Source organism: Zoogloea oleivorans, assembly GCF_008107625.1.
Classification (GTDB): domain Bacteria; phylum Pseudomonadota; class Gammaproteobacteria; order Burkholderiales; family Rhodocyclaceae; genus Zoogloea; species Zoogloea oleivorans.
Genome location: NZ_SDKK01000007.1, coordinates 105,736 through 128,419, shown reverse-complemented (window position 1 = coordinate 128,419; position 22,684 = coordinate 105,736). Strand labels below are relative to the sequence as shown.

General features: G+C 66.4%; 15 protein-coding genes. 8 read left to right on the top strand and 7 right to left on the bottom strand.

The features are described from left to right. Position 1: 1 nt before the first annotated feature. The 5 genes from recD to ahpC all read right to left on the bottom strand — a co-directional run bounded on the left by recD (position 2) and on the right by ahpC (position 11,670). Positions 2-2,038, bottom strand: coding sequence for an exodeoxyribonuclease V subunit alpha (gene recD / locus ETQ85_RS08935; protein ID WP_148578698.1), 2,037 nt, complete (start codon positions 2,036-2,038; stop codon positions 2-4). Beyond that, the gene (gene recB / locus ETQ85_RS08930) at positions 2,035-5,718 is read right to left on the bottom strand and encodes an exodeoxyribonuclease V subunit beta (RefSeq protein ID WP_148578697.1); all 3,684 of its coding nucleotides are present in this window, start codon (positions 5,716-5,718) and stop codon (positions 2,035-2,037) included. Before recB ends, recD begins: the two co-directional genes overlap by 4 nt. Beyond that, positions 5,715-9,236, bottom strand: a complete 3,522-nt coding sequence (gene recC, locus ETQ85_RS08925) for an exodeoxyribonuclease V subunit gamma (RefSeq protein WP_246128705.1) — start codon at positions 9,234-9,236, stop codon at positions 5,715-5,717. The genes recB and recC overlap by 4 nt, the downstream gene beginning before the upstream one ends. 190 nt (positions 9,237-9,426) lie before the next feature. Continuing rightward, positions 9,427-10,980, bottom strand: coding sequence for an alkyl hydroperoxide reductase subunit F (gene ahpF / locus ETQ85_RS08920; RefSeq protein ID WP_148578696.1), 1,554 nt, complete (start codon positions 10,978-10,980; stop codon positions 9,427-9,429). A 126-nt stretch (positions 10,981-11,106) separates the two neighbouring features. Beyond that, positions 11,107-11,670 carry an alkyl hydroperoxide reductase subunit C gene (gene ahpC / locus ETQ85_RS08915; RefSeq protein ID WP_148578695.1) on the bottom strand — a complete coding sequence of 188 codons (564 nt, stop codon included), beginning with the start codon at positions 11,668-11,670 and terminating at the stop codon, positions 11,107-11,109. A 180-nt stretch (positions 11,671-11,850) separates the two neighbouring features. Here ahpC and ETQ85_RS08910 point away from each other — a divergent pair, with 180 nt between their 5' ends. After that, positions 11,851-12,216: a carboxymuconolactone decarboxylase family protein gene (locus ETQ85_RS08910; RefSeq protein ID WP_148578694.1), complete on the top strand. Its 366-nt coding sequence runs from the start codon at positions 11,851-11,853 to the stop codon at positions 12,214-12,216. 30 nt (positions 12,217-12,246) lie between these two features. Continuing rightward, positions 12,247-12,627 carry a rhodanese-like domain-containing protein gene (locus tag ETQ85_RS08905; RefSeq protein ID WP_148578693.1) on the top strand — a complete coding sequence of 127 codons (381 nt, stop codon included), beginning with the start codon at positions 12,247-12,249 and terminating at the stop codon, positions 12,625-12,627. A gap of 23 nt (positions 12,628-12,650) precedes the next feature. Here ETQ85_RS08905 and ETQ85_RS08900 read toward each other — a convergent pair whose 3' ends face one another. Next, complete coding sequence (locus ETQ85_RS08900; RefSeq protein WP_148578692.1) at positions 12,651-13,328, bottom strand: hypothetical protein; 678 nt, start codon at positions 13,326-13,328, stop codon at positions 12,651-12,653. Beyond that, complete coding sequence (locus ETQ85_RS08895) at positions 13,318-14,382, bottom strand: AraC family transcriptional regulator (protein WP_148578691.1); 1,065 nt, start codon at positions 14,380-14,382, stop codon at positions 13,318-13,320. The genes ETQ85_RS08900 and ETQ85_RS08895 overlap by 11 nt, the downstream gene beginning before the upstream one ends. A gap of 139 nt (positions 14,383-14,521) precedes the next feature. Between ETQ85_RS08895 and ETQ85_RS08890 the strand changes: the two genes are divergently transcribed. The 6 genes from ETQ85_RS08890 to ETQ85_RS08870 all read left to right on the top strand — a co-directional run bounded on the left by ETQ85_RS08890 (position 14,522) and on the right by ETQ85_RS08870 (position 22,671). Further along, positions 14,522-15,694, top strand: coding sequence for an isovaleryl-CoA dehydrogenase (locus ETQ85_RS08890; RefSeq protein WP_148578690.1), 1,173 nt, complete (start codon positions 14,522-14,524; stop codon positions 15,692-15,694). 16 nt (positions 15,695-15,710) lie between these two features. Continuing rightward, the gene (locus ETQ85_RS08885) at positions 15,711-17,318 is read left to right on the top strand and encodes a carboxyl transferase domain-containing protein (RefSeq protein ID WP_148578689.1); all 1,608 of its coding nucleotides are present in this window, start codon (positions 15,711-15,713) and stop codon (positions 17,316-17,318) included. A gap of 229 nt (positions 17,319-17,547) precedes the next feature. Beyond that, complete coding sequence (locus tag ETQ85_RS08880; RefSeq protein WP_148578688.1) at positions 17,548-18,339, top strand: enoyl-CoA hydratase/isomerase family protein; 792 nt, start codon at positions 17,548-17,550, stop codon at positions 18,337-18,339. Positions 18,340-18,601: 262 nt separating this feature from the next. Further along, positions 18,602-20,605 carry an acetyl/propionyl/methylcrotonyl-CoA carboxylase subunit alpha gene (locus ETQ85_RS08875; protein WP_148578687.1) on the top strand — a complete coding sequence of 668 codons (2,004 nt, stop codon included), beginning with the start codon at positions 18,602-18,604 and terminating at the stop codon, positions 20,603-20,605. Positions 20,606-20,760: 155 nt separating this feature from the next. Next, the gene (locus tag ETQ85_RS26190) at positions 20,761-20,925 is read left to right on the top strand and encodes a hypothetical protein (protein WP_187394648.1); all 165 of its coding nucleotides are present in this window, start codon (positions 20,761-20,763) and stop codon (positions 20,923-20,925) included. Positions 20,926-20,979: 54 nt separating this feature from the next. After that, positions 20,980-22,671 (top strand): AMP-binding protein, encoded by a 1,692-nt coding sequence (locus tag ETQ85_RS08870; protein WP_148578686.1) that lies wholly within the window; start codon positions 20,980-20,982, stop codon positions 22,669-22,671. Positions 22,672-22,684 lie beyond the last annotated feature (13 nt).

The following is a 22,684-nucleotide window of genomic DNA, read 5'->3' as shown; positions in this document are numbered from 1 at the left end:
TTCAGTTGTCTCCTCGTTGCATCAGTCCGCTCAGGCGCAGCACACGGCGCTGTACCGATTGCTCCAGCACCGCGGGGCTGCCGCCTTCGACCAGGCTGAACCAGCGTTTGGCGCGGGTGATGCCCGTGTAAACCAGTTCGCGGGTCAAGATGGGATTGAGGCGCTCGGGCAGGACCATGGCGGTATGGGCAAATTCAGAGCCCTGGGATTTGTGCACCGTCAGCGCATAAACCGTTTCGATGGCCTGCAGGCGGCTGGGCTGGACCCACTTGATGCCGCTGCTGCCATCGCCGGCCGGAAAGGCGACCCGCAGCGGGCCGTCGCCATCGGGGGCCGGTAGTGCCAGGGTGATGCCGATGTCGCCGTTCATCAGCCCGAGCCCATAGTCGTTACGGGTGACGAGCACCGGCCGGCCGGGGTACCAGCCTTCGGCGGCGCCAATCAGGCCGGCCTCGCGCAGCCAGCCGGCGATGCGCCGGTTGAGGCCCTCGACACCCCATTGTCCGCGACGCAGGGCGCACAGAAGCTGGAACTGGCCGTGGGCGGCGAGCACCTGGCGGGCCCAGTCATCGATCCCGGCCTGGCCGGTGCCGGCGGGCGGACGTTGCTTGCGCACGGCCTCCAGGTAATGGCGATAGCCCACCGGGCCGTCCTTGTGCGGTGTTGCGTGGGGCGCGCCGTCGATGACGAGACGCCGCAGGGCGTCTTCGCCTTCACGGGTCAGCGCCAGGCGGGTCAGGTCGGCATGACCATGAGCCAGCGTCCGGCGCACGCCTTCGACGCTGCCGGCATTGACCGCCGTGGCGAGTTGCCCGATGCCGCTGTCGCCGCTGAAGCGGTAACTGTGGCGCAGCATCGTCACCGCCTGGTCAATGGGCAGTCCGGCCGGGTCGATCAGTTCTGCGCCAACCTGTGCGCCGGTGACTTCGGCCAGCCAGGCGACGGTGTTGGTGGTGTAGTGGCCTTCCTGGGCCCGCCGGCACAGCTCGCCCAGCACCGCCCCGGCCTCGACCGAGGCGAGCTGATCCTTGTCGCCGAGCAAGACGAGACGGGCGCCGGGCGGCAGTGCGGCCAGTACGGCGGCCATCATCTCCAGATCGACCATCGAGGCTTCGTCCACCACCAGCACGTCCACCGGCAGCGGGTTGCCGGCATGGTGGCGGAAGTGACGGGTGTCAGGGCGGCTGCCGAGCAGGCGGTGGAGGGTCGTCACCTCGACGGGAATGGCCGCGCGAACGGCCTCGCCGTCGGGCAGGCCGCCCAGTTCGAGCCTGGCAACGGCGCCGGCGATGGATTCGTTGAGACGCGCTGCGGCCTTGCCGGTGGGCGCGGCCAGGCGGATGCGCAGGGGGCGTGCCTCCGTGTTGGCGATGGCCAGGGCCTGCAGCACTGCGAGCAGGCGCACCACGGTGGTGGTCTTGCCGGTGCCGGGGCCGCCGGTCACGATGGCGAAGGCGCTCCGCGCGGCCAGTGCGCAGGCGAGTTTCTGCCAGTCTGGGGTGGGCGTCCCTGTAGCGGGGGGAAAGAGCATCCCGAGGACGCTACAGAGGGCTGTTTCAGGCAAGGCGGGCGGTGCCGCCAGACGGGCGTCGATGCCGGCCCGTACCGATTGTTCATACTGCCAGTAGCGGCGCAGATAGAGCCGGTTGCCAACGCGGACCAGCGGCGTTTCCCCGTCTCCGGTGCTGACCAGTTGCGGATGCGCCAGCGCGAGTTGCCAGTCGGCCAGGCTGACGCCGTCGAGCACGGCGGCCGGCAGGGGCAGCGGTTCGGCGGTGCTGTCCGCGCCTTCGGGGGGAAGGGACAGGGCGAAACCGGGGTCCTGCAGGGTATGAGCCAGGTCGAGACAGGCATGGCCGCGGCCCAGTTGATGGCTGGCCAGCGCGGCGGCGAGGATCAGCAGCGGCGGGGCATCGCTCACTTCACGCACCAGGAAGGCCGCAAAGGCCGCATCAAGGGCACGCAGCCAGCCGTGTTGGGACCAGCGCTCGAGCAGGGCCAGCATGGCGGTGTTGTCGACGAAAAAGGCGGGGTTCATGCGGCCTCCTTGGCGGTGCGGCGGGCGAACAGACGGTCGAGGGATTCGATCAGCTCCCGCGGCGGACGCTCGGCGTGAATGCCCCGGGTGGGCGACTGGCTGCCGCGCAGGAACAGGTACAGGGCACCGCCCATGTGCTGTTCGTAGTCGTAATCCGGCAGGCGCAGCTTGAGCAGGCGGTGGAGGGCCAGCAGATACAGCACATATTGCAGCTCGTAGCGCTTGGCCAGGATTTCCTGCGCCATGGCCGTGGCCGTGTAGGCCGCATCGTCCGGGCCGAGCCAGTTGGACTTGTAGTCGATGACGTAATAACGCCCCTTGTGTTCGACGACCAGGTCGATGAAGCCCTTGAGCATCCCGTTGAGCTGGCCCGCCTGGAGCGGCGGGCGTTCGGCGCCGCCGAGGGTGTGGCGACACACGAGGGCATCGAGGGCGGCCAGGTCCACGTCATGCACCGCGACCCAGAATTCCATTTCGGCAACCCAGGTGTCGAGATCGGCGAGGGCAAAGCCCGGCTCATGCGCTGCGCCCAGCGCTTGCCGGAGGAAGTCCTGCAGCCACGCGCACAGCGGGTCGATCCAGCGTTCCCAGCCGCGCACTGCGCAACGCCGGGCGATAGCGTCCCGCAGCAGGGCCGGTGCGTCGGCGAGGCGGCCAAAACCCTGGCCGCCGGCCCATTCGAGGATCTCATGGAGAAAGGTGCCGACTGCTGCACCGCGGGGAAAGTCATGCAGCAGTCCGACGGAGGCCCTGCCGGCGTCGCTCGGTGGCACGTCGGGCACCAGCGGGGCGGCGAGCTGGGTGAGCCGTTCGGCGGTGGCGGCTTCGCGGAAGATGTCTTCGCCGGGCGTTTCGGCGCTGCCTTCCGCTGCTGCGGTGTGCAGCGCCGAGTAGCTGGCAATCCACCAGTGTTCGCGGACGGCGCGCCTTGCGCTGCGGGCGGGGCCTTCGATCAGGTGCTGCGCGTGGGCGGCGTAGGTGTCCGGGCTGCTTGCCGGCGTGTCGATGACGGCGATGTCGGGGCAGCCCGCAGCCAGGGCGTCGATGCCGGTGTGCAGCTTGTGGCCGATCAGGTAGCCAAAGGCGCTGTTTTCCAGTTCCTTGACGGGGGCGGCGCCGATCCAGGTGGCGTAGCGGGCGCGGGTCAGGGCGACGTAGAGTTTGCGCAGGTCTTCGCCCAGGCGCTCGTGGTCGACCCGACCCAGCAGTACGTCATCGGCGGTCAGGGCCAGATGCAGCTGGCCGTGCTCGTCGTGCCACTTGAGGGGCCGGTCGGTGCTCTCGGTGGCACGGAAGGCACAGGCGAAAGGCAGGAAGACCAGCGGGTATTCGAGGCCCTTGGATTTGTGGATGGTGACGACCTGCACCAGGTCGGCGTCGCTTTCAAGGCGCACCTGGCGGGCTTCGCTGCCGCTTTTTTCGTCACGGCGCTGTTCGGCCAGATGGCGGATCAGGGCGTGTTCGCCGTCGAGCAGGCTGCTGGCCTGCTGGAGCAGTTCGGCCAGATGCAGCACGTCGGTCAGGCTGCGCTCGCCGCTGCCTCCGGCTGCCAGCAGCCGGGCCGGAACGCGGAAGTCGTTGAGCAGGCGGCGCAGCATCGGCAGCACGCCCTGACGGCGCCAGCATTCCCGGTAGGCGCGGAATTGCAGTATGTAGTCGTCCCAGGCGATTTCGTCGTGGTTGAGGCAATCGAGGCTGGCCCAGTCGAGGCCGAGGGTTTGCGTGGCCAGCGCGGCGCGCAGCGCACGGCCATCGTCCGGCTCGGCACAGGCGGTGAGCCACAACTGCAGCTCGAAGGCCTCGGGGCGCTGGAAGACCGAATCCTTTTCCGACAGATAGACACTGCGCACGCCCCGGCGCGACAGGGCGCCCCGGATGGCGTCGGCCTCGTTGCGGTTATTCACCAGCACGGCCAGATCGGCCTGCCGCAGGGCCAGCAGGCCGCCCTCGCCGGCAAAGCCGGCTTGGCCGAGCTGGCCCAGGTTGAGGAGGCGCACCATCTCGCTGGCGCAGACTTCGGCCATGGCCTCAAGGTAGGCGCTCTTGGACAGGGGTTTGCCGTTGTCGGGCGGCGCCAGGCGCCAGATGTTCAGGGCCGGCAGCGGCTGGCCGTCAGCCTGGAGCTGATCCTTGCGCCCGTTGGCATCGGCGGGAAAGAACGGGACCGGGTTGCCCGCCGCGGTGCGGAACAGGAAGGCGCCCTGGCTTCCTTCCAGGTCTTCGGCAAGCTGGAAGCAGCGGTTGGTGGCCCTGACCATGGCGTGGGTCGAGCGGAAGTTGCGGCTCAGGGTGTACAGCCGGCCGGCGGTGGCGGCGCGGGCGGCCAGGTAGGTGTAGATATCGGCGCCGCGGAAAGCATAGATGGCCTGCTTGGGGTCGCCGATGAGCACCAGCGCGGTCGCTTCATCGTTGGTTTCGACCCGATAGATGGCGTCGAAGATGCGGTACTGGATCGCGTCGGTGTCCTGGAATTCGTCGATCAGCGCCACCGGAAACTGGGTCCGGATCACCTCGGCCAGGCGCGCGCCGTTGGGGCCGGCCAGCGCTTGGTCGAGGCGGGTGAGCAGGTCGTTGAAGCCCATCTGGGCGCGACGTGCCTGTTCTTCGGCAAAGCGGGTGGCGACCCAGTGGGTCGCGTGACGCAGGATGTCGAGACGGGCGTCGGGGAGTGCGCCGAGGGTGGCGGGCATCGCTGCGATGGCATCCAGTCCAGGGTGCTGCGGCACGGGGAGCCCGGGTTTCCAGACGTCGGCCAGCCCCGTCGGGGTGAGCCGCGTCCAGGCGGCGTCGGTGAGGGCTGGCCAGACCAGGTCCGGGTCGTCGCGCCAGGCACTCAGCGCCTGCAGCCAGGTGTCGTAATTGTTCTTCTTGAGCCTGGTGCCGTTGAAATCCTTGTTGTCGCGGGCGGTGTCCAGCAAGGTCTGCAGCGCGTCCGCCCACTGGGCCCAGGGCGCCTTGAGCGCCGCCAGCGTGCGTTGCTGCGCCTGTCTTGCGGTGCCGATGGCCGCCGTCGGGTCGGCGCTGGCCGCCAGCAGATCGGCGTGATCGCGCAGACCCTTGAGGTCCTTCTGCAAGGCCTCCGGCGAGCCCCACCAGCCGCGCACCTGGCGGGCGCCGTCGGCGTGCAGCGGATACATGAAGCTGCGCCAGTAGTCGCGCACGACCTCGGCGAGCAGGTCTTCCTGGTCGGTTTCGAGGCGCTGGGTGAACAGGCTGTCGCTGTCGAAGGCGTGCTCGCGCAGCATGCGGTTGCACCAGCTGTGGATGGTGGACACGGCGGCTTCGTCCATCCATTCGGCGGCCAGCTGGAGCTTGCGGGCGCAGGCTCCCCAGCTTTCCGGCGGATACTCGGCGCGCAGTTGCTGGAGCAGTGCGTCGGCGGCGGGCCCGGACGGGTCGGCGCGGAAGTAGGTGGCGGCCTGGGCGAGCCGGGCGCGAATGCGGTCGCGCAACTCCTTGGTGGCGGCGTCGGTGAACGTGACAACCAGGATTTCCGGTGGCGTCAGGGCTTTGGGGAAGGCTGCCTCGTGGTCGCCGTGGCCCAGGACCAGGCGCAGGTAGAGGGCGGCAATCGTGAAGGTCTTGCCGGTACCGGCGCTGGCCTCGATGAGACGGCTGCCGCGCAGCGGGAAACGCAGCGGCTGAAGGGCGGTCGGGGCGGTTGGGGCGGTCGGGGTCATGCCTGCTCTCCGGCGGTGGCCGCGGCTTTGCGCGTGCGGGGGGATTCGACAAACGTGGCGGTAAAGAGCGGGCGCAGCAGGCTGTCGGCCAGGCGGGCGAACTCGCCATCCCCGGTCAGCGTTTCAAAGTCGGGCCAGGCGCGCCGCAAGTAGGGGCTGGACTCGACCTCGCCGGTGAGCATGTAGCCGCCCTCGTAGACGGACTTGGCGCTGGTCGAGCCATCGAGCCACGCAAAGGCGGTCTTGATTGCCAGCGGCAGCGGACGGCCCATGCCGTCCTGCCAGGTGGCCAGCAGCGAGTCGATCTGGGCCCGCGCATCGTCGGGCTCAAGGGGCGCGAAGCGCACGTTGCCGGCCTTGCTGACGATCAGTGTGGTCAGCGGCTGGCCTCCCAGGTGGCCGGCCAGGTGCACCAGCCAGTGTTTGATGAGGTTGTGGCGCTGGTATTTGCCTTTCTTCACGGCATCGCTGGGTTCCAGCACCACGCGTCCGCGCTGTTCGTCTTCGTTCAGGCGCAGGTCCCGCAGCCAGTCCTCGATACGCAGGCTGGTGGCCGGGTGCGGGTGGCTCACCAGTTCGTCGTGGGGCGCCTCGTGCGGCCATTCGGCGAGGCCCTTTTCGTAACGCGCGAACATGTCCGCCATCGGTGCGGCCAGATCGTCGACCATTACGCTGGCAAAAGCCTTGGCGGCCAGCTCGCCCCGGCGCTGGATACGCTCAAGGGTGGCTGCGAGGGCGTCCTCCCGCGGCTGGCCGGCGTGCAGTGCTTCGGCCTGGCGGGCGATGAGTTCGTTCCACAGACTCCATTTCTGCAGGCCGTCGAGGTCGAAGGGTTCCTGGTCTTCGCTGGCCGGGTTGTCGATGTCGAAATCGACGCGCAGGCGCTGGCGGAAGAAGGCCTTGACCGGGTCGCGCAGAAAGGCGGCCAGTTCGGCGATACGCAGGGGCTCGCCCCGACCTACCGGGTCCAGTCGGTGCGCGCCGCTGGCGGGCCGGTCGTCTGCCATGCGCCATTCGTGGGCGTAGGTGAACAGTGGGCTGGCTGCCGCATTGGCTGGAAAATAGTCGGGATTGAAGGGCTGCAGGCGATGCTCGATGGTCAGCGCGCGGAGCAGGGCGCCTTCCTCGGCGGGGTGCCCGGCCAGTTGCCAGCCGGCGGCCAGGTGGTCACACAACTGGCCGACCAGCACCGAGGGGGGCCGTACGGTGTTGTCGTTGATGCTGCGCCCGACCCACGAAATCAGCAGTTTTTCGCGGGCCGACAGCAGGGCCTCAAGGAACAGGTAGCGGTCATCCTCGCGACGCGAACGGTCGCCGGGGCGGTAGTCGCGGCCCATCAGATCGAAATCCATCGGCACCCGGGTGCGCGGGTAGTCTCCGTCGTTGAGGCCGAGCAGGCACACCTGGCGGAAGGGAATGGCGCGCATCGGCATGAGGGTCGCGAAGGTCACCGTGCCGGCAAAGAAGCGTTGCGACAGGCCGCTGTCGTCGAGCTGGGCCAGCCAGTGTTCGCCCACCACTGCCAGCGGCAGCGGGCTGTCGAGGCGGGCCGTGGCGCAGGCTTCCTGCCAGCGCACCAGGGCCAGGTCGAGGCGCTGCAGCGTGAAGGCGTCGGTGCTCTCTTCGGGGGCGAAGAAATCGGCCATCAATTGACGTAGGCGGGCGCTCCATTCGGCCGGTGCGGCGTCGCTGGAGAAGGTCCGCCAGGTGGTGTCGAGCCGTTCGAGCAGTTGCACCAGGGGGCCGAGCAGCGCGGCGTCGAGGCCGCCGATTTCATCGAAGGGCTCGATGTCGTGCCAGGCGCCGCCGGTGGCTCCGACCGCGTAGCCGAGGAGCATCCGGCGCAGGCCGAACAGCCAGGTGTTGCCTTCGGGGGCGTCGGGCAGGCCGAGGCTTTTGCGGTGTTCGGCGTGCAGGCCCCAGCGGATTTTGGCGCCGTGGATCCAGCGTTGCAGGAGCGGTAGCGCGTCTTCGACGATGCCGAAGCGGCTGCGCAGGGCCGGTACTTCGAGCAGGTCGAGTACATCGCTCACGGCGACACGCCCGTTGGGCAGGTCGAGCAGCTTGCCGAGGGCATTGACCAGCGGATCGTGATGGCGCAGCCCCTGGTCGGCGATGCTGAACGGGATGAAGCGCGGGTCGCGGCTGTCGATGAGGCCGAATACTGCCTGGATGTGCGGCGCGTAGGCGTCGATGTCCGGCACCATGACGATCACGTCGCGCGGACGCAGGCTAGTGTCGGCATTGAAGGCGGCGAGGAGCTGGTCGTGCAGCACCTCGACTTCGCGCTGGGCGCTGTGGGCGATGTGGAAGCGGATCGAGTCATCGCCTGAATCGACCGCCGGCCATTCTTCCCGCGTCTGGCTGAGTGGCCGCAGGTCGCGGATGTCGTCCTGCAACTGGTTGAGCAGGGTGTCGCCACCGTGGGGCGAGAACAGGTCGATACGCTGGCGGATATCCACGAAATGCTGCAGATAGCCGGCGCGGGCCGTGTCGCTGTCGTGCTCGTCGAGCAGGCCGATGAAGTCGCGCCCCTGTTTGCCCCAGGCGGCCAGCAGCGGGTGGGCGAAGAGGTGCAGGTTTTCCTCGGAAATTTCAGTGGTCGTGCCGGCCCGGCGCTGCTGGCGCGAATGGGTGGCCCGCAGCAGATCCTTGTCGGCGACGATGTCGGCCCAGTAATGCTCGCAGGGGTTGTGCACGCACATCAGCACCTGGGTCCAGCGTGCCAGGGCGGCCAGCACTTCCAGCGACTGGCGCGGCAGCGCCGAGATGCCGAAAACCATCACCCGACGCGGCAAGCCGGCGGGCCGTTCGCTGTCCGCACCGCTTTCGGGCCACGCCTCGACCTGGCGCAGGAAGGCCTCATGCACCGCCGCCCGGCCCTGACCGGCCAGCGCACTGCCGCCCGCTGCCGCCACATCGGCCAGCAGCGCCCGCCACAGACAGGCCTGCCAGCCCTGTTCATCGGACAGGGGGCGACGTTCTCCATTCGCCTGGATCAGCACGTCATCGCCCGCCGCCCATGCGGCCAGCCAGTCAGCGCGGTACACCTGGTACTGGTCGAACAGGTCGGCCAGCCGCTCGGCCAGCTGGAAACGCTTGCGCTGGTCGGCATCCAGTGCCAGAAAACGGTGCAGCGGCGCATATGCCGGCTGCCCCATCACGTCCGGCAGCAGGCGCATCAGGCGCCACAGCAGCAGGGGCTTGTCGAAGGGCGAGGTTTCGGGAACCCCGTCACGCCCCAGTACGGCCCGATACACCTGCCACAAGAAGCGTGAGGGCAGCGACATGTCCAGCCCGGCCGCGATGCCGCAGCCACCGCCCGCCTCGTCGTTCCCGTCCTCGGCCAGCGCCAGGCGCAGCCATTGGGCCACGCCGTTGCTATGCACCAGCAGAGTCTCGGTTTCCAGCGGTGCCAGCGGATAGCGCCGGATCCACGCAACCAGCAGGTCGCGCAGGGCTTCCGGATGGTTGCCGTGCACAAGCATCAGGCCGGGGGGCAGGGTCGATGAGGTCAAGACAGGCTCCTGAGGCGGAGAAATCGGTCAATAAAAAAGGTCAGCCGGATTTGAACATGAAAGTACGTCAGAGGATGTCGCTTCAGTCGTGATGATCAGCCTTGCGACGAGAAAACCGGCCCGGCCGTGCCAGTCGATGAGACTGTCACGGCCGGGCCGGCAAATGCAGGTGAAGGTGAGGCGGGCGCTATCAGGCCGGCACGGAGCTGCGGATCAGGTGGTCGAACGCTCCCAGGGAGGCGGTGGCGCCGGCGCCCATGGCGATGATGATCTGTTTGTAGGGCACGGTGGTGCAGTCACCGGCGGCAAACACGCCCTTCACCGAAGTCTGGCCCTTGGCATCGATGATGATCTCACCCCGCTCGGACAGCTCGACGGTGCCCTTCAGCCAGTCGGTGTTGGGCAGCAAGCCGATCTGCACGAAGATGCCTTCGAGCTCGACGAGCTTCTCGTCGCCGCTGACCCGATCCTTGTAGCGGATGCCGGTCACCTTCTGGCCGTCGCCGGTCACTTCGGTGGTCAGGGCGGACTTGATCACCGTGACGTTGGGCAGGCTGTTGAGCTTGCTCTGCAGCACCGCATCGGCACGCAGGGTGTCGGCAAACTCGAGCAGCGTCACGTGGGAAACGATGCCGGCCAGGTCGATGGCCGCCTCGACGCCGGAGTTGCCGCCGCCGATCACCGCCACGCGCTTGCCCTTGAACAGCGGGCCGTCACAGTGCGGGCAGAAGCACACGCCCTTGGCCTTGTACTCCTTCTCGCCGGGGACGTTCATTTCGCGCCAGCGGGCACCGGTGGACAGGATCACCGACTTGCTTTTGAGCACCGCGCCGTTCTCGAGCTGGATCTCGATCAGCTCACCCGGGATCAGTTTGGCGGCACGCTGCAGGTTCATCACGTCCACCTCGTACTGCTTGACGTGCTGCTCCAGGGCGGCAACCAGCTTGGGGCCTTCGGTTTCCTTCACCGAGATGAAGTTTTCGATACCCATGGTGTCCATCACCTGGCCACCAAAGCGCTCGGCCACCACGCCGGTGCGGATGCCCTTGCGGGCGGCATAGACCGCCGCCGCCGAGCCGGCCGGGCCGCCACCGACGACGAGCACGTCGAACGTCTCCTTGGCGGCGATCGCCTCGGCGGCACGGGCGGCAGAGCCGCTATCGAGCCTGGCCACGATCTCCTCGATGGTCATGCGGCCCTGACCGAATTCGGCGCCGTTCAGGAAGACGGTCGGCACGGCCATGATGCGGCGCTCGTTGACCAGATCCTGGAACATCGCGCCGTCGATCATGGTGCTGGTGACGCCGGGATTGAGCACCGCCATCAGGTTGAGGGCCTGCACCACATCCGGGCAGTTGTGGCACGACAGGGAGATGAAGGTCTCGAATGCGAACTGGCCGGGGAGCGCCTTGATCTGGTCGATGACGGCCTGATCCACCTTCGGCGGATGGCCGCCGGTCTGGAGCAGGGCGAGGATCAGCGAGGTGAACTCGTGGCCCATCGGGATGCCGGCGAAATGGATGCGCGGGCTCTGACCCGGCTCGGCAACACCGAAGGAGGGACGCAGCGTGTGCTGGCCGTCCTCGCGCAAGGTGACCTTGTTGGAGAGTTCGGCGATGTCGACGAGCAGGCCGCGCAGCTCCTGGGCCTTGGCGCTGTCGTCCAGAGAGGCGACCAGCTCGATCGGGCGTTGGAGCTTCTCGAGGTAGGCCTTGAGTTGGGTCTTGATGTTGGCGTCCAGCATGGTCGTGTCCTTTTCTGTACGAAGTGAATTCGGAGTGAATCGCATCGTCAAGCGCTCCCGGGCGGGCAGCGCTTGACGCTGAAATCCACGCCGGGCGATGGCGCGCCCGGCGAAACGGCTAAAGACTCAGATCTTGCCGACCAGGTCGAGGGACGGCTTCAGGGTTTCGCCGCCTTCCTGCCACTTGGCGGGGCACACTTCACCCGGGTGGGCGGCGATGTACTGGGCCGCCTTGACCTTGCGCAGCAGCTCGGTAGCGTCCCGGCCGATGCCCAGGTCGTGGATCTCGGCAATCTTGATCTCGCCTTCCGGATTGACCACGAAGGTGCCGCGCAGCGCCAGGCCCTCTTCTTCGATCATCACGTCGAAAGCGCGGGTGATGGCGCCGGTCGGGTCGCCGATCATCGGGTAGTTGATCTTCTTGATCGTGTCGGAAGCGTCATGCCAGGCCTTGTGGGTGAAGTGGGTGTCGGTGGAAACCGAATACACCTCGACACCCATCTTCTGGAATTCCGGGTACACATCGGCCATGTCGCCCAGCTCGGTCGGGCACACAAAGGTGAAGTCGGCCGGGTAGAAGAAGAAGATCGACCACTTGCCCTTCAGGTCGGCGTCGGTCACCGGGACGAACTTGCCGTTCAGGTAGGCCTGGGCGGCGAAGGGTTTGACTTTGCTGTTGATGATTGCCATGAGGTTTGCTCCTGTTTGTTTGCATGAGACGACGAAATGGATTCTAGAGATCGTGCCGAAATTGATCCAATTCATTGCTGCCATAAAGTAGATTTGAAAAAGCTATGAAGCCTGAAAGGCATGCCTGACGTGATCGGCTTAGTCTGGTATATTAGATATTGTTAATATAAGGAGTCGATCATGAGCAGCAAGTCTTTCGTCCAGATAACCACAGACCTTTCCAGGGGCATGGAAGCCCTGCGCAACGAAATTCCTGAAACCATGAAAGGCTTCAACAGCCTGGCCAGGGAAGCGATGAAGGAGGGCGTCCTGAGTGCGCTCGACAAGGAACTCATTGCCCTGGCCTGTGGTGTTTCGGCCCGTTGCGACGGATGCATCGGTTTTCACGTCAAGGCGCTGGTGCGTCTGGGCGTAACCCGCGAACAGCTGATGGAAACCCTCGGCATCTGCACCTACATGGGCGGTGGTCCGAGCCTGATGTATGCGGCCGAAGCGGTACGTGCCTACGACGAGTTCACCGCAGCCCGGACACCCCGTCCGGCCTGAACGACTGCATTCCATATCTGAAGAGAAAACATGAAAACTGCCCACGATCTTGTCGCCGCCGCCAAAACGCGCATCCAGGAAGTCTCGCTGGCGGAAACCGATGCGGCGATCCGCGCAGCGGATGTCCTGCTGGACGTGCGGGAAGCCGCCGAATACGCCGCCGGCCACCTGCCCGGTGCCGTCCATGTCGCGCGGGGCTTGCTGGAGTTCAAGCTGAGCAGCACGCCCGAACTCGACAACCGTGACCTGAATATCGTGCTGTATTGCAAGACCGGAGGCCGCGCAGCGCTGGCCGCCAGCACGCTGCACGAGATGGGCTACATGCAGGTCAGATCGATTGCCGGAGGCTTCGACGCCTGGGAAGCGGCCGGCAAGCCGGTGATGAAGCCCGCCTTGCCCGATTTCGAGTAATCGAAACCGGGTATCTGCCGCCGCTAACGGATGAGCTTCCGGATATCACCGTTGCAACTGTTGGCCACGCGGGCGTATTCCTCGGGGCTGTCGACCAGCGCCTGGGCGGCATCCACCCTGTTCATTTCCCGCTTGATGAACGGCACCCAGCGCTCGGTCAGTTCTTGTTGAATCCTGGCGCGTGACTGACCCACCGGGCCGCGCCACGGACCGCCGGTGGCGAAGCGGGCGTTCAGGGTGTCGGTGAGGTCTTTCTCGATACCGGCCAGGTGGGTCTGGTAGGTTTTCACGTGGCGCAGTTCGTGCTGATAGATCTCCTTGTAAGCACAACTGCCTTCGGTGAATTCCCGGGCCACATGGACGTTCATCGGACTGAAGCCATAGCTCATGGTGAGCTGGGGGCTGGTACATTCCCATTGGCCCGAGCGTTCAACGATGGTCGTGAAGTGCGTTTCGAACTTGACGATGGCGGTGCCGCGGGTGAGCCCCAGTACCGTATTGCCCGGCCGCGTGATTTTTCCGCCCATGATGGTGAGCGTTTTGAAGCCGTACTGGCTGTCGACACTCACGGGCTCATCCAGCAGCTTCACCCTCACCGATGGCTTGGCGAGCTGCTCGCAGGGGTCTGCCCAGCAGGGGCCGGCGAGGAACATCAGGAGCAGCAGCGGGCGGCAGCGCACCGAAAGCGGGCTACGACGCAATGGAGTGCTCGTCCGCGGACATCTGCTGATCCCTGAACGCCTGCGGCGACACGCCCGCCCAGCCGCGGAAGGCCCGCGAAAAACTCTTCTCGTTGCCAAAGCCGACCTGCGCCGAAATCTGCTTGATGGATTTCTGGCTGCGGTTGAGCAGTTCCAGGGCGTGATTGAAGCGGGTTTCATCCTTGAGCTGCTGGAGCGACGAGCCTTCATCCTGCAACTGGCGATGCAGGGTGCGCACCGACACGTGCAGATGTTCGGCGACGATTTCGGCGGTGGCGGCCCGGTTGGCCGGTTCCTGCAAAAACTGGCGCACACCCTGCACGAGCAGGCGGTCGCGCTTGTATTGCAGCACCGTGAGGGGCAGGGCGCGCTGCAGCATGGCCTGCAGCGCGGCTTCGTCGCGACGGATCGGCAAATCGAGGTAGCGCGGGTCGAAGCTGATGCCGGCCCGCTCGCCGTTGAAGTGCACCGGGCCGCGGAACATCAGCGGATAGGCGTCTGCGTGGGGCGGGGCCGGGAAAGGGAAAGTGCTTTCCTGTAGCGGAATGCGTGAATCGATGGCCCAGCAGGCATAGCCCAGCACGTAGCGCAGCAGCGTGACCAGGCAGAACTCGTGCATCGCGCCCAGCGGGCGATGGGGCGTGATGCTCAGGGTGGCGGCGCTTTTCGTTACCTCGAGCGCCAGCGTGATGTCGTCGCACAGCAAGCGGTGGTGCCGGCACCAGCGTTTCAGCGCCATGCCCAGGTTGGGCGAACCCAGCGAAGCCCGGCACAGCATGCCGTAACTGCCCCACGGCAGACGCCGTGAAAACCAGCCCAGCGCCTCGTCGTCGAGTTCCTGCATGGCGGTGCCCGAAATGATCTCCATCTGTGCGGCGGTCACCCGTGCGTCCGGGTTGTCCAGCATGTCTGCAGTGATTCCGGATTTTGCCAATGCGCTGGCCGGGTTTGCACCGTAACGGTGGTACGCCAGGACAATCGCCCGGATGAAAGCGATGGGCGTGGCAGCGCGGCCGCCAAGGGCCAGCGGGGGAGAGGAGGGCTTCGCTTTCATCAGTCCCGAATCTTAACGCGCGTGGCACGATTTGCAACCACGATGGCGCCCGCCGCACCCTCGTCGGGCGTACGCTGCAGGGCACTCAAGCGGAGCGCAGCAGATTCCGCCCATCCATGACTACGGAGGAGACCAACCCATGAACATTCCCAGCCTCGACTTTCATCTCGGCGAGACCATCGAAGCCCTGCGCGACACCATCCAGGCCTTCGCTGCCAAGGAGATCACGCCCCGCGCAGCCGAGATCGACCGGGTGAATGAATTCCCGGCCGACCTGTGGAAGAAGCTCGGCGACCTGGGTTTGCACGGCATGACCGCCCCCGAGGAATACGGCGGCACCAACATGGGTTACCTCGCGCACATCATCGCGCTCGAAGAAGTCTCCCGCGCCTCCGCCTCGGTGGGCTTGTCCTACGGCGCCCATTCCAACCTGTGCGTCAACCAGATCCGCCGGAACGGCACCGAAGCACAAAAGCAGAAATACCTGCCCAAGCTGATCTCCGGCGATCACATCGGCGCCCTCGCCATGAGCGAGCCGAACGCTGGCTCCGACGTGGTAAGCATGAAGCTGCGCGCCGACAAGAAGGGCGACCGTTACGTGCTGAACGGCGCCAAGATGTGGATCACCAACGGCGGCGACGCCGACACGCTGGTGGTGTATGCCAAGACCGACCTCGAGGCCGGCGCCAAGGGCATGACCGCCTTCATCGTCGAAAAGGGCTTTGCAGGTTTCACCCACGGCAGCCACCTCGACAAGCTCGGGATGCGCGGCTCCAACACCTACCCGCTGTTCTTCGACGACGTGGAAGTGCCCGAAGAAAACGTGCTGGGCGGTGTCGGCAACGGCACCAAGGTGCTGATGAGCGGCCTCGACTACGAGCGCGCCGTGCTGTGCGGCGGCCCGCTGGGCATCATGGCGGCGTGCATGGACGAAGTTGTGCCCTATCTGCACGACCGCAAGCAGTTCGGTCAGAGCATCGGTGAATTCCAGCTCATGCAGGGCAAGCTGGCCGACATGTACTCCACCTGGATGGCGACCCGTGCCTATGTGTATGCCGTCGGCCAGGCCTGTGACCGCACCGACCACTCGCGCACGCTGCGCAAGGACGCCGCCGGCGCCATTCTGTACTCTGCCGAAAAGGCCACCTGGATGGCCGGCGAGGCGATCCAGACCCTCGGCGGCGTGGGCTACACCAACGAATACGCGGTCGGCCGCCTGTGGCGCGATGCCAAGCTCTACGAGATCGGCGCTGGCACCAGCGAGATCCGTCGCATGCTGATCGGCCGCGAACTGTTCGCCGAGACCGCCTGATCCGGAGCCCCCGATAATGACCGTCATCAAATCTGCCATCAACCCGCGCTCGCCCGAGTTTCAGGCCAACGCGGCCGCCCTCGGCAAGACCGTCGCCGACCTGCGCGAGAAAGCCGCCCAGGTTTCCCTCGGCGGCGGCGAGTCGGCCCGCGCCAAGCACACCGCCCGCGGCAAGCTGCTGCCCCGCGACCGGGTCGATCACCTGCTCGATCCCGGCACTGCCTTTCTCGAAGTCGGCCAGATGGCTGCCTACGGCATGTACGACAACGAAGCCCCGTCGGCCGGCGTGATCACCGGCATCGGCCGCGTCAATGGCGTCGAATGCATGATCGTCGCCAACGATGCCACCGTGAAGGGCGGCACCTACTACCCGATGACGGTCAAGAAGCACCTGCGCGCCCAGGAGATCGCCCAGCAGAACAGGCTGCCGTGCCTGTATCTGGTCGATTCCGGCGGTGCCTTCCTGCCCCGGCAGGACGAGGTCTTCCCCGACCGCGATCACTTCGGGCGCATCTTCTTCAACCAGGCCAACATGTCGGCCGAAGGCATTCCGCAGATCGCCGTGGTGATGGGCTCGTGCACCGCCGGTGGCGCCTATGTGCCGGCGATGAGCGACGAGACCATCATCGTCAAGAACCAGGGCACCATCTTCCTCGGCGGGCCGCCGCTCGTTAAGGCCGCCACCGGCGAAGTCGTCAGCTCCGAAGACCTCGGCGGCGGCGACGTGCATACCCGCGTCTCCGGGGTGGCCGACCATCTGGCCGAGAACGACACCCACGCACTGCACATCGCCCGGCGCATTGTCGGCACCCTCAACCGGACCAAGCCGGTCGGCCTCAATCTGCTCGACTCTGAGGAGCCACTCTACGATCCGTCCGAACTCTACGGCGTGATCCCCACCGACACCCGCAAGCCCTACGACGTGCGCGAGGTCATTGCCCGTGTCGTCGATGGCTCGCGCTTCGACGAGTTCAAGGCGCGCTACGGCGCCACGTTGGTCACCGGCTTTGCACACCTTTACGGCATGCCCGTCGGCATCGTCGCCAACAACGGCATCCTGTTCGGCGAGTCGGCCCAGAAGGGCGCCCACTTCATCGAACTGTGCGCCCAGCGCGGCGTGCCGCTGGTCTTCCTGCAGAACATCACCGGCTTCATGGTCGGCCGCAAGTACGAGAACGGCGGCATCGCCAAGGACGGCGCCAAGATGGTCATGGCCGTGGCCACCGCCCAGGTGCCCAAGATCACCATGCTCATCGGCGGCAGCTTCGGCGCCGGCAACTACGGCATGTGCGGCCGCGCCTACAGCCCGCGCTTCCTGTGGATGTGGCCCAACAGCCGCATCTCGGTGATGGGCGGCGAGCAGGCCGCCAGCGTGCTCGCCACCGTGCGGCGCGACGGCATCGAGGGCAAGGGCGGCAGCTGGAGCAAGGACGACGAGGAAGCCTTCAAGTCGCCAATCCGCCAGCAGTATGAAGACCAGGGCCACCCGTACTACGCCACCGCCCGTCTGTGGGACGACGGCGTCGTCGACCCGGCCCAGACCCGGCGCATCCTCGGCCTGTCCCTGTCGGCCAGCCTCAACGCGCCGATCCAGCCGACCAAGTTCGGCCTGTTCCGCATGTGATTGCCCTCTGTGGGTCGGACTTCAGTCCGACAGCGCGGGCTCAGCGAATCGAGTCGGACTCAAGTCCGACCCACAGGACGACAAGGCTTGGCGGTGAGAGCGCCGGCAAGCAGAACAAGCGCCCGGCCACCTGGTTGTGGGTCGGACTTCAGTCCGACAGCGCGGGCTCAGCGAATCGAGTCGGACTCAAGTCCGACCCACGGGGATGCACGGAAAGCGAGACTGCAAGATGAAGTTTGAAACCCTGGAAATTGCCCGCGAGGGCAGCGTGGCGACGATCTGGATGAACCGTCCGGATGTGCACAACGCCTTCAACGAAGCCCTGATCGCCGACCTGACCGCTGCCTGTCAGGCACTGGATGCCGATGACAGCGTGCGCGCGGTGATCCTTGCCGGGCGTGGCAAGAGCTTCTCTGCCGGCGCCGACCTCAACTGGATGCGCCGCGCCGCCGACGCGTCGGTGGAGGAGAACATCGCCGACGCCCGCAAGCTGGCCGGCATGTTGCGCACGCTGGCCGAGATGAACAAGCCGACCATCGCCCGTGTGCATGGCGCGGCCCTGGGTGGCGGGATGGGGCTGGCCTCGGCCTGCGACATCTGCATTGCCGGCGAGGGCGCTGTGTTCGCGACCTCCGAGGTCAAGTTCGGCATCATCCCGTCGGCCATCAGCCCTTACGTGATTCGCGCCATCGGCGCCCGTCAGGCTGGCCGCTACTTCCAGACCGCCGAGCGGATTTCTGCTGCCCGTGCCGCCGAGCTGGGCCTGGCCCACGAAGCGGTGCCAGCAGCCGAACTCGACGCCAGGGTGCAGGACATCGTCGCCGCGCTCCTGCAAGGCGGCCCGAAATCCCAGGCCGCCGCCAAGGCGCTGATCCGCGCGGTGGCCGACCGTCCGGTCAGCGACGAACTGGTCGAAGACACCGCCCGCCGCATCGCCACCCTGCGTGCCACACCGGAAGCGAAGGAAGGCCTCGCCGCCTTCCTCGACAAGCGCCCGGCAGCCTGGGTGGCGGCCATGTAGTTGTGGGTCGGACTTCAGTCCGACAGCACGCGTTCAGCGAATCGAGTCGGACTCAAGTCCGACCCAGAGGATGACAAGGCTTGGCGGTGCGAGCGCCGGCAAGCAGAACAAGCGCCCGGCAGCCTGGGTGGCGGCCACGTAGTTGTGGGTCGGACTTCAGTCCGACAGCATGCGTTCAGCGAATCGAGTCGGACTCAAGTCCGACCCACAGGATGACAAGGCTTGGCGGTGCGAGCGCCGGCAAGCAGAAGAGGGAGACAAAATGTTCAACAAGATTCTGATTGCCAACCGGGGCGAAATCGCCTGTCGCGTCATCAAGACCGCGCGCCGCCTCGGCATCAAGACCGTCGCCGTGTACTCCGAAGCCGACGCCGGCGCGCGCCACGTGCGCCTGGCCGACGAGGCCGTGTTCATCGGTCCGGCGGCGGCCCGCGAAAGCTACCTGGTCATCGACAAGATCATCGCCGCGGCGAAGCAGACCGGCGCCCAGGCGATCCACCCGGGCTATGGCTTCCTGTCCGAGAACGAGGACTTCTGCCATGCCTGCGATGAAGCGGGCATCGTCTTCATCGGCCCGCCGGTGTCGGCCATCCACGCCATGGGCTCCAAGTCCGAGGCCAAGAAACTGATGGAAAAGGCCGGTGTGCCGCTGACCCCCGGCTACCACGGCGACCACCAGGAGCCCGGCTTTCTCAACGTGCAGGCCGATGCCATTGGCTACCCGGTGCTCATCAAGGCCGCCGCCGGCGGTGGCGGCAAGGGCATGCGTCTGGTCGAGAAGAGCGAGGACTTCCTCGACGCGCTGGCCTCGTGCAAGCGCGAGGCGGCGTCGAGCTTCGGCAGCGATCACGTGCTGGTCGAGAAATACCTGACCCGCCCGCGCCACATCGAGATCCAGGTCTTTGGTGACACCTTCGGCAATGTGGTGTACCTGTTCGAGCGCGACTGCTCGGTGCAGCGCCGCCACCAGAAGGTGCTCGAAGAAGCGCCAGCCCCCGGCATGACCCTCGCGCGCCGCGCCGCCATGGGCAAGGCCGCCGTCGATGCGGCCAAGGCTGTGGGCTATGTGGGCGCCGGCACCGTCGAGTTCATCGCCAACCAGGACGGCACCTTCTACTTCATGGAGATGAACACCCGCCTGCAGGTCGAGCACCCGGTCACCGAGATGATCACCGGCCTCGACCTGGTGGAGTGGCAGCTCCGCGTGGCCTCTGGCGAGCCGCTGCCGCTGGCCCAGGAACAACTGGCCATCAACGGCCACGCACTCGAAGCACGCATCTACGCCGAAGACCCGGCCAAGGGCTTCCTGCCATCCACCGGCAAGCTCATGCACCTGGCCACGCCGGAAGAAGGCATGCATGTGCGCGTCGATACCGGCGTGGAGGAGGGCGACGAAATCTCGCCCTTCTACGACCCGATGATCGCCAAGCTCATCGTATGGGACGTGAACCGTGACCGGGCGCTGGCGCGCATGCTGCAGGCGCTGGCTGAATACCGGGTGGTTGGCGTCGCCAACAACATCGAGTTCCTGTCGCGCCTCACCGCCTGCCCGGCCTTCGCCAATGCCGATCTCGACACCGGCCTGATCGAGCGCGAAAAGGATTACCTCTTCCCCGAAGACGGCGGCGCTACCCGCGAAGCCTGGCTGGCCGTGGCGCTGGCTGAACTGCTGCGCGAACAGGAGCGTGCCGCGCAAGTCGCCGCCCGGCATCCCGAGCCTTCGTCGCCGTGGCATCTGCGCGATGGCTGGCGCGTCAATTCGGACGCGGTCCGCACCCTGATCTTCCGCCTTGGTGACGAGCAGAAGACTCTCTCCATTGAAAACCTGGGCAAAGCCTTCCGCATCGTTGTGGATGGCGTCGCCAGCAGTGTCAGCGGCAGCATCAATCCCCGCGGGCTGCTGCGCGCCGAGTTCGACGGCCTGCGCACCACCGCCACGGTGGTGGTTGCCGGCGAGCGTCGTCACGTTTTCGGGCAGGGGCGTGCCTGGCAGTTTGCGGCGGTTGATCCGCTGCATCACAGCGGTGAAGGCGGCGGTGCCGAAGGCGGCCTGCTGGCCCCGATGCCCGGCAAGGTCATCGCCCTGATCGCCGCCGAAGGCGCCACGGTGGACAAGGGTGCTCCGCTCCTGATCCTCGAAGCCATGAAGATGGAGCACACCATCACCGCCCCGGCCGCCGGAACGGTGAAAGGCTTCTTCTACGCGGTCGGCGATCAGGTCGGTGACGGCGCAGTGCTGGTCGACTTCGAGCCCACCCCAGCCTGATTCAACGAGGCCGGCCGGCAAACCGCACAGACGGTGCCGGCCATCCCTGTGGGTCGGACTTCAGTCCGACAGCACGCGTCCAGTCGGTCGAGTCGGACTGAAGTCCGACCCACAGGATGGCGCATCCGCAAGACAAGACGAGTGTGAGGAGACCCATGAGCAGCCAGCCCAGCTACGTCCACGGTTCATCGGACAAACCCCTGATCGGCCAGCCCATCGGTCGTGCTTCCCGGCCGGCAAACCGCACAGACGGTGCCGGCTATCCCTGTGGGTCGGACTTCAGTCCGACAGCACGCGTCCAGCCGGTCGAGTCGGACTGAAGTCCGACCCACAGGATGGCGCATCCGCAAGACAAGACGAGTGTGAGGAGACCCATGAGCAGCCAGCCCAGCTACGTCCACGGTTCATCGGACAAACCCCTGATCGGCCAGACCATCGGCCGCTATTTTGACGACGCCTGTGCCCGCCACGGGCAGCGGGAGGCGCTGGTGGTGCGCCACCAGAACGTGCGCCTGACCTACGCCGAGCTGAAGCTGAAGGTGGACGCGCTGGCCTGCGGGCTGCGTCGCCTCGGGCTGGAGCCCGGCGAGCGGGTCGGCATCTGGTCGCAGAACAATCTGGAATGGACGCTGACCCAGTTCGCCACCGCCAAGGCCGGGCTGGTGCTGGTCAACATCAACCCGGCTTACCGGCGCAGCGAGCTGGAATACGCGCTCAACAAGGTGACCTGCCGGGCGCTGATCCTGTCGCCATCCTTCAAGAGCAGCGACTACCTGGCCATGCTCGCCGATCTGGCGCCGGAGCTGGCCCACTGCGAGGCGGGCCTGTTGCGTGCCCACAAGCTGCCCAGCCTGGAAATCGTCATCCGTATGGGGCAGGCGCACACGGCGGGCATGCTCAACTTCGATGACGTGCTGGTGACGCCCACCCGCGACGAGCAGGACGAGCTGGAAATGCTTGGCGAGCGCCTGCAGTTCGACGACCCGATCAACATCCAGTTTACCTCGGGCACCACCGGCAACCCCAAGGGCGCCACGCTGTCGCACCACAACATTCTCAACAACGGCTTCTTCGTCGGCGAGGCAATCCGCTTGGTGCCGGGCGACCGGGTGTGCATTCCGGTGCCGCTGTATCACTGCTTCGGCATGGTGATGGGCAACCTGGGCTGCCTGACCCACGGCGCCACCATGGTCTATCCGGCCGAAGCCTTCGAGCCGCTGGCCGTGCTGCAAACCCTGGCCGCCGAAAAGTGCACCGCCACCTACGGCGTGCCGACCATGTTCATCGCCATCCTCGACCATCCGGACTTTGCCGCCTACGACATTGCCAGCCTGCGCACCGGCATCATGGCCGGCAGCCCATGCCCGACCGAAGTCATGAAGCGCGTCATCGACAAGATGAACATGCGCGAGGTGACCATCGCCTACGGCATGACCGAAACCTCGCCGGTGAGCTTCCAGAGCGGCACCGACGACGCCATCGAACGCCGCGTGTCGACAGTCGGCCGCGTCCAGCCCCACTGCGAGGTGAAGATCATCGACAACGACGGCCGCATCGTGCCCCGCGGCACGCCGGGCGAACTGTGCACCCGCGGCTACTCGGTAATGCTCGGCTACTGGGACGACGCACCGAAGACTGCGGAAGCCATCGACAAGGCCGGCTGGATGCACACCGGCGACATCGCCACCCTCGACGACGACGGCTTCTGCAACATCGTCGGGCGCATCAAGGACATGGTGATTCGCGGCGGCGAGAACATCTACCCGCGGGAGATCGAGGAATTCCTCTACCGCCACCCCAAGGTACTCGACGTGCAGGTGGTCGGCGTGCCCGACAAGAAATACGGCGAGGAGCTGTGCGCGTGGATCATCGTCCGCGAGGGCGAGCGCCTCACCGAGGACGAGGTGCGCGCCTTCTGCCAGGGGCAGATCGCCCATTACAAGATCCCGCGCTACATCAGCTTCGTGGACAGCTTTCCGATGACGGTGACCGGCAAGATCCAGAAGTTCCAGATTCGCGAGAAAATGAAGCAGACCCTGGGCTTGCAGGAAGCCGCCACCGCCTGATGGAGAACCATTG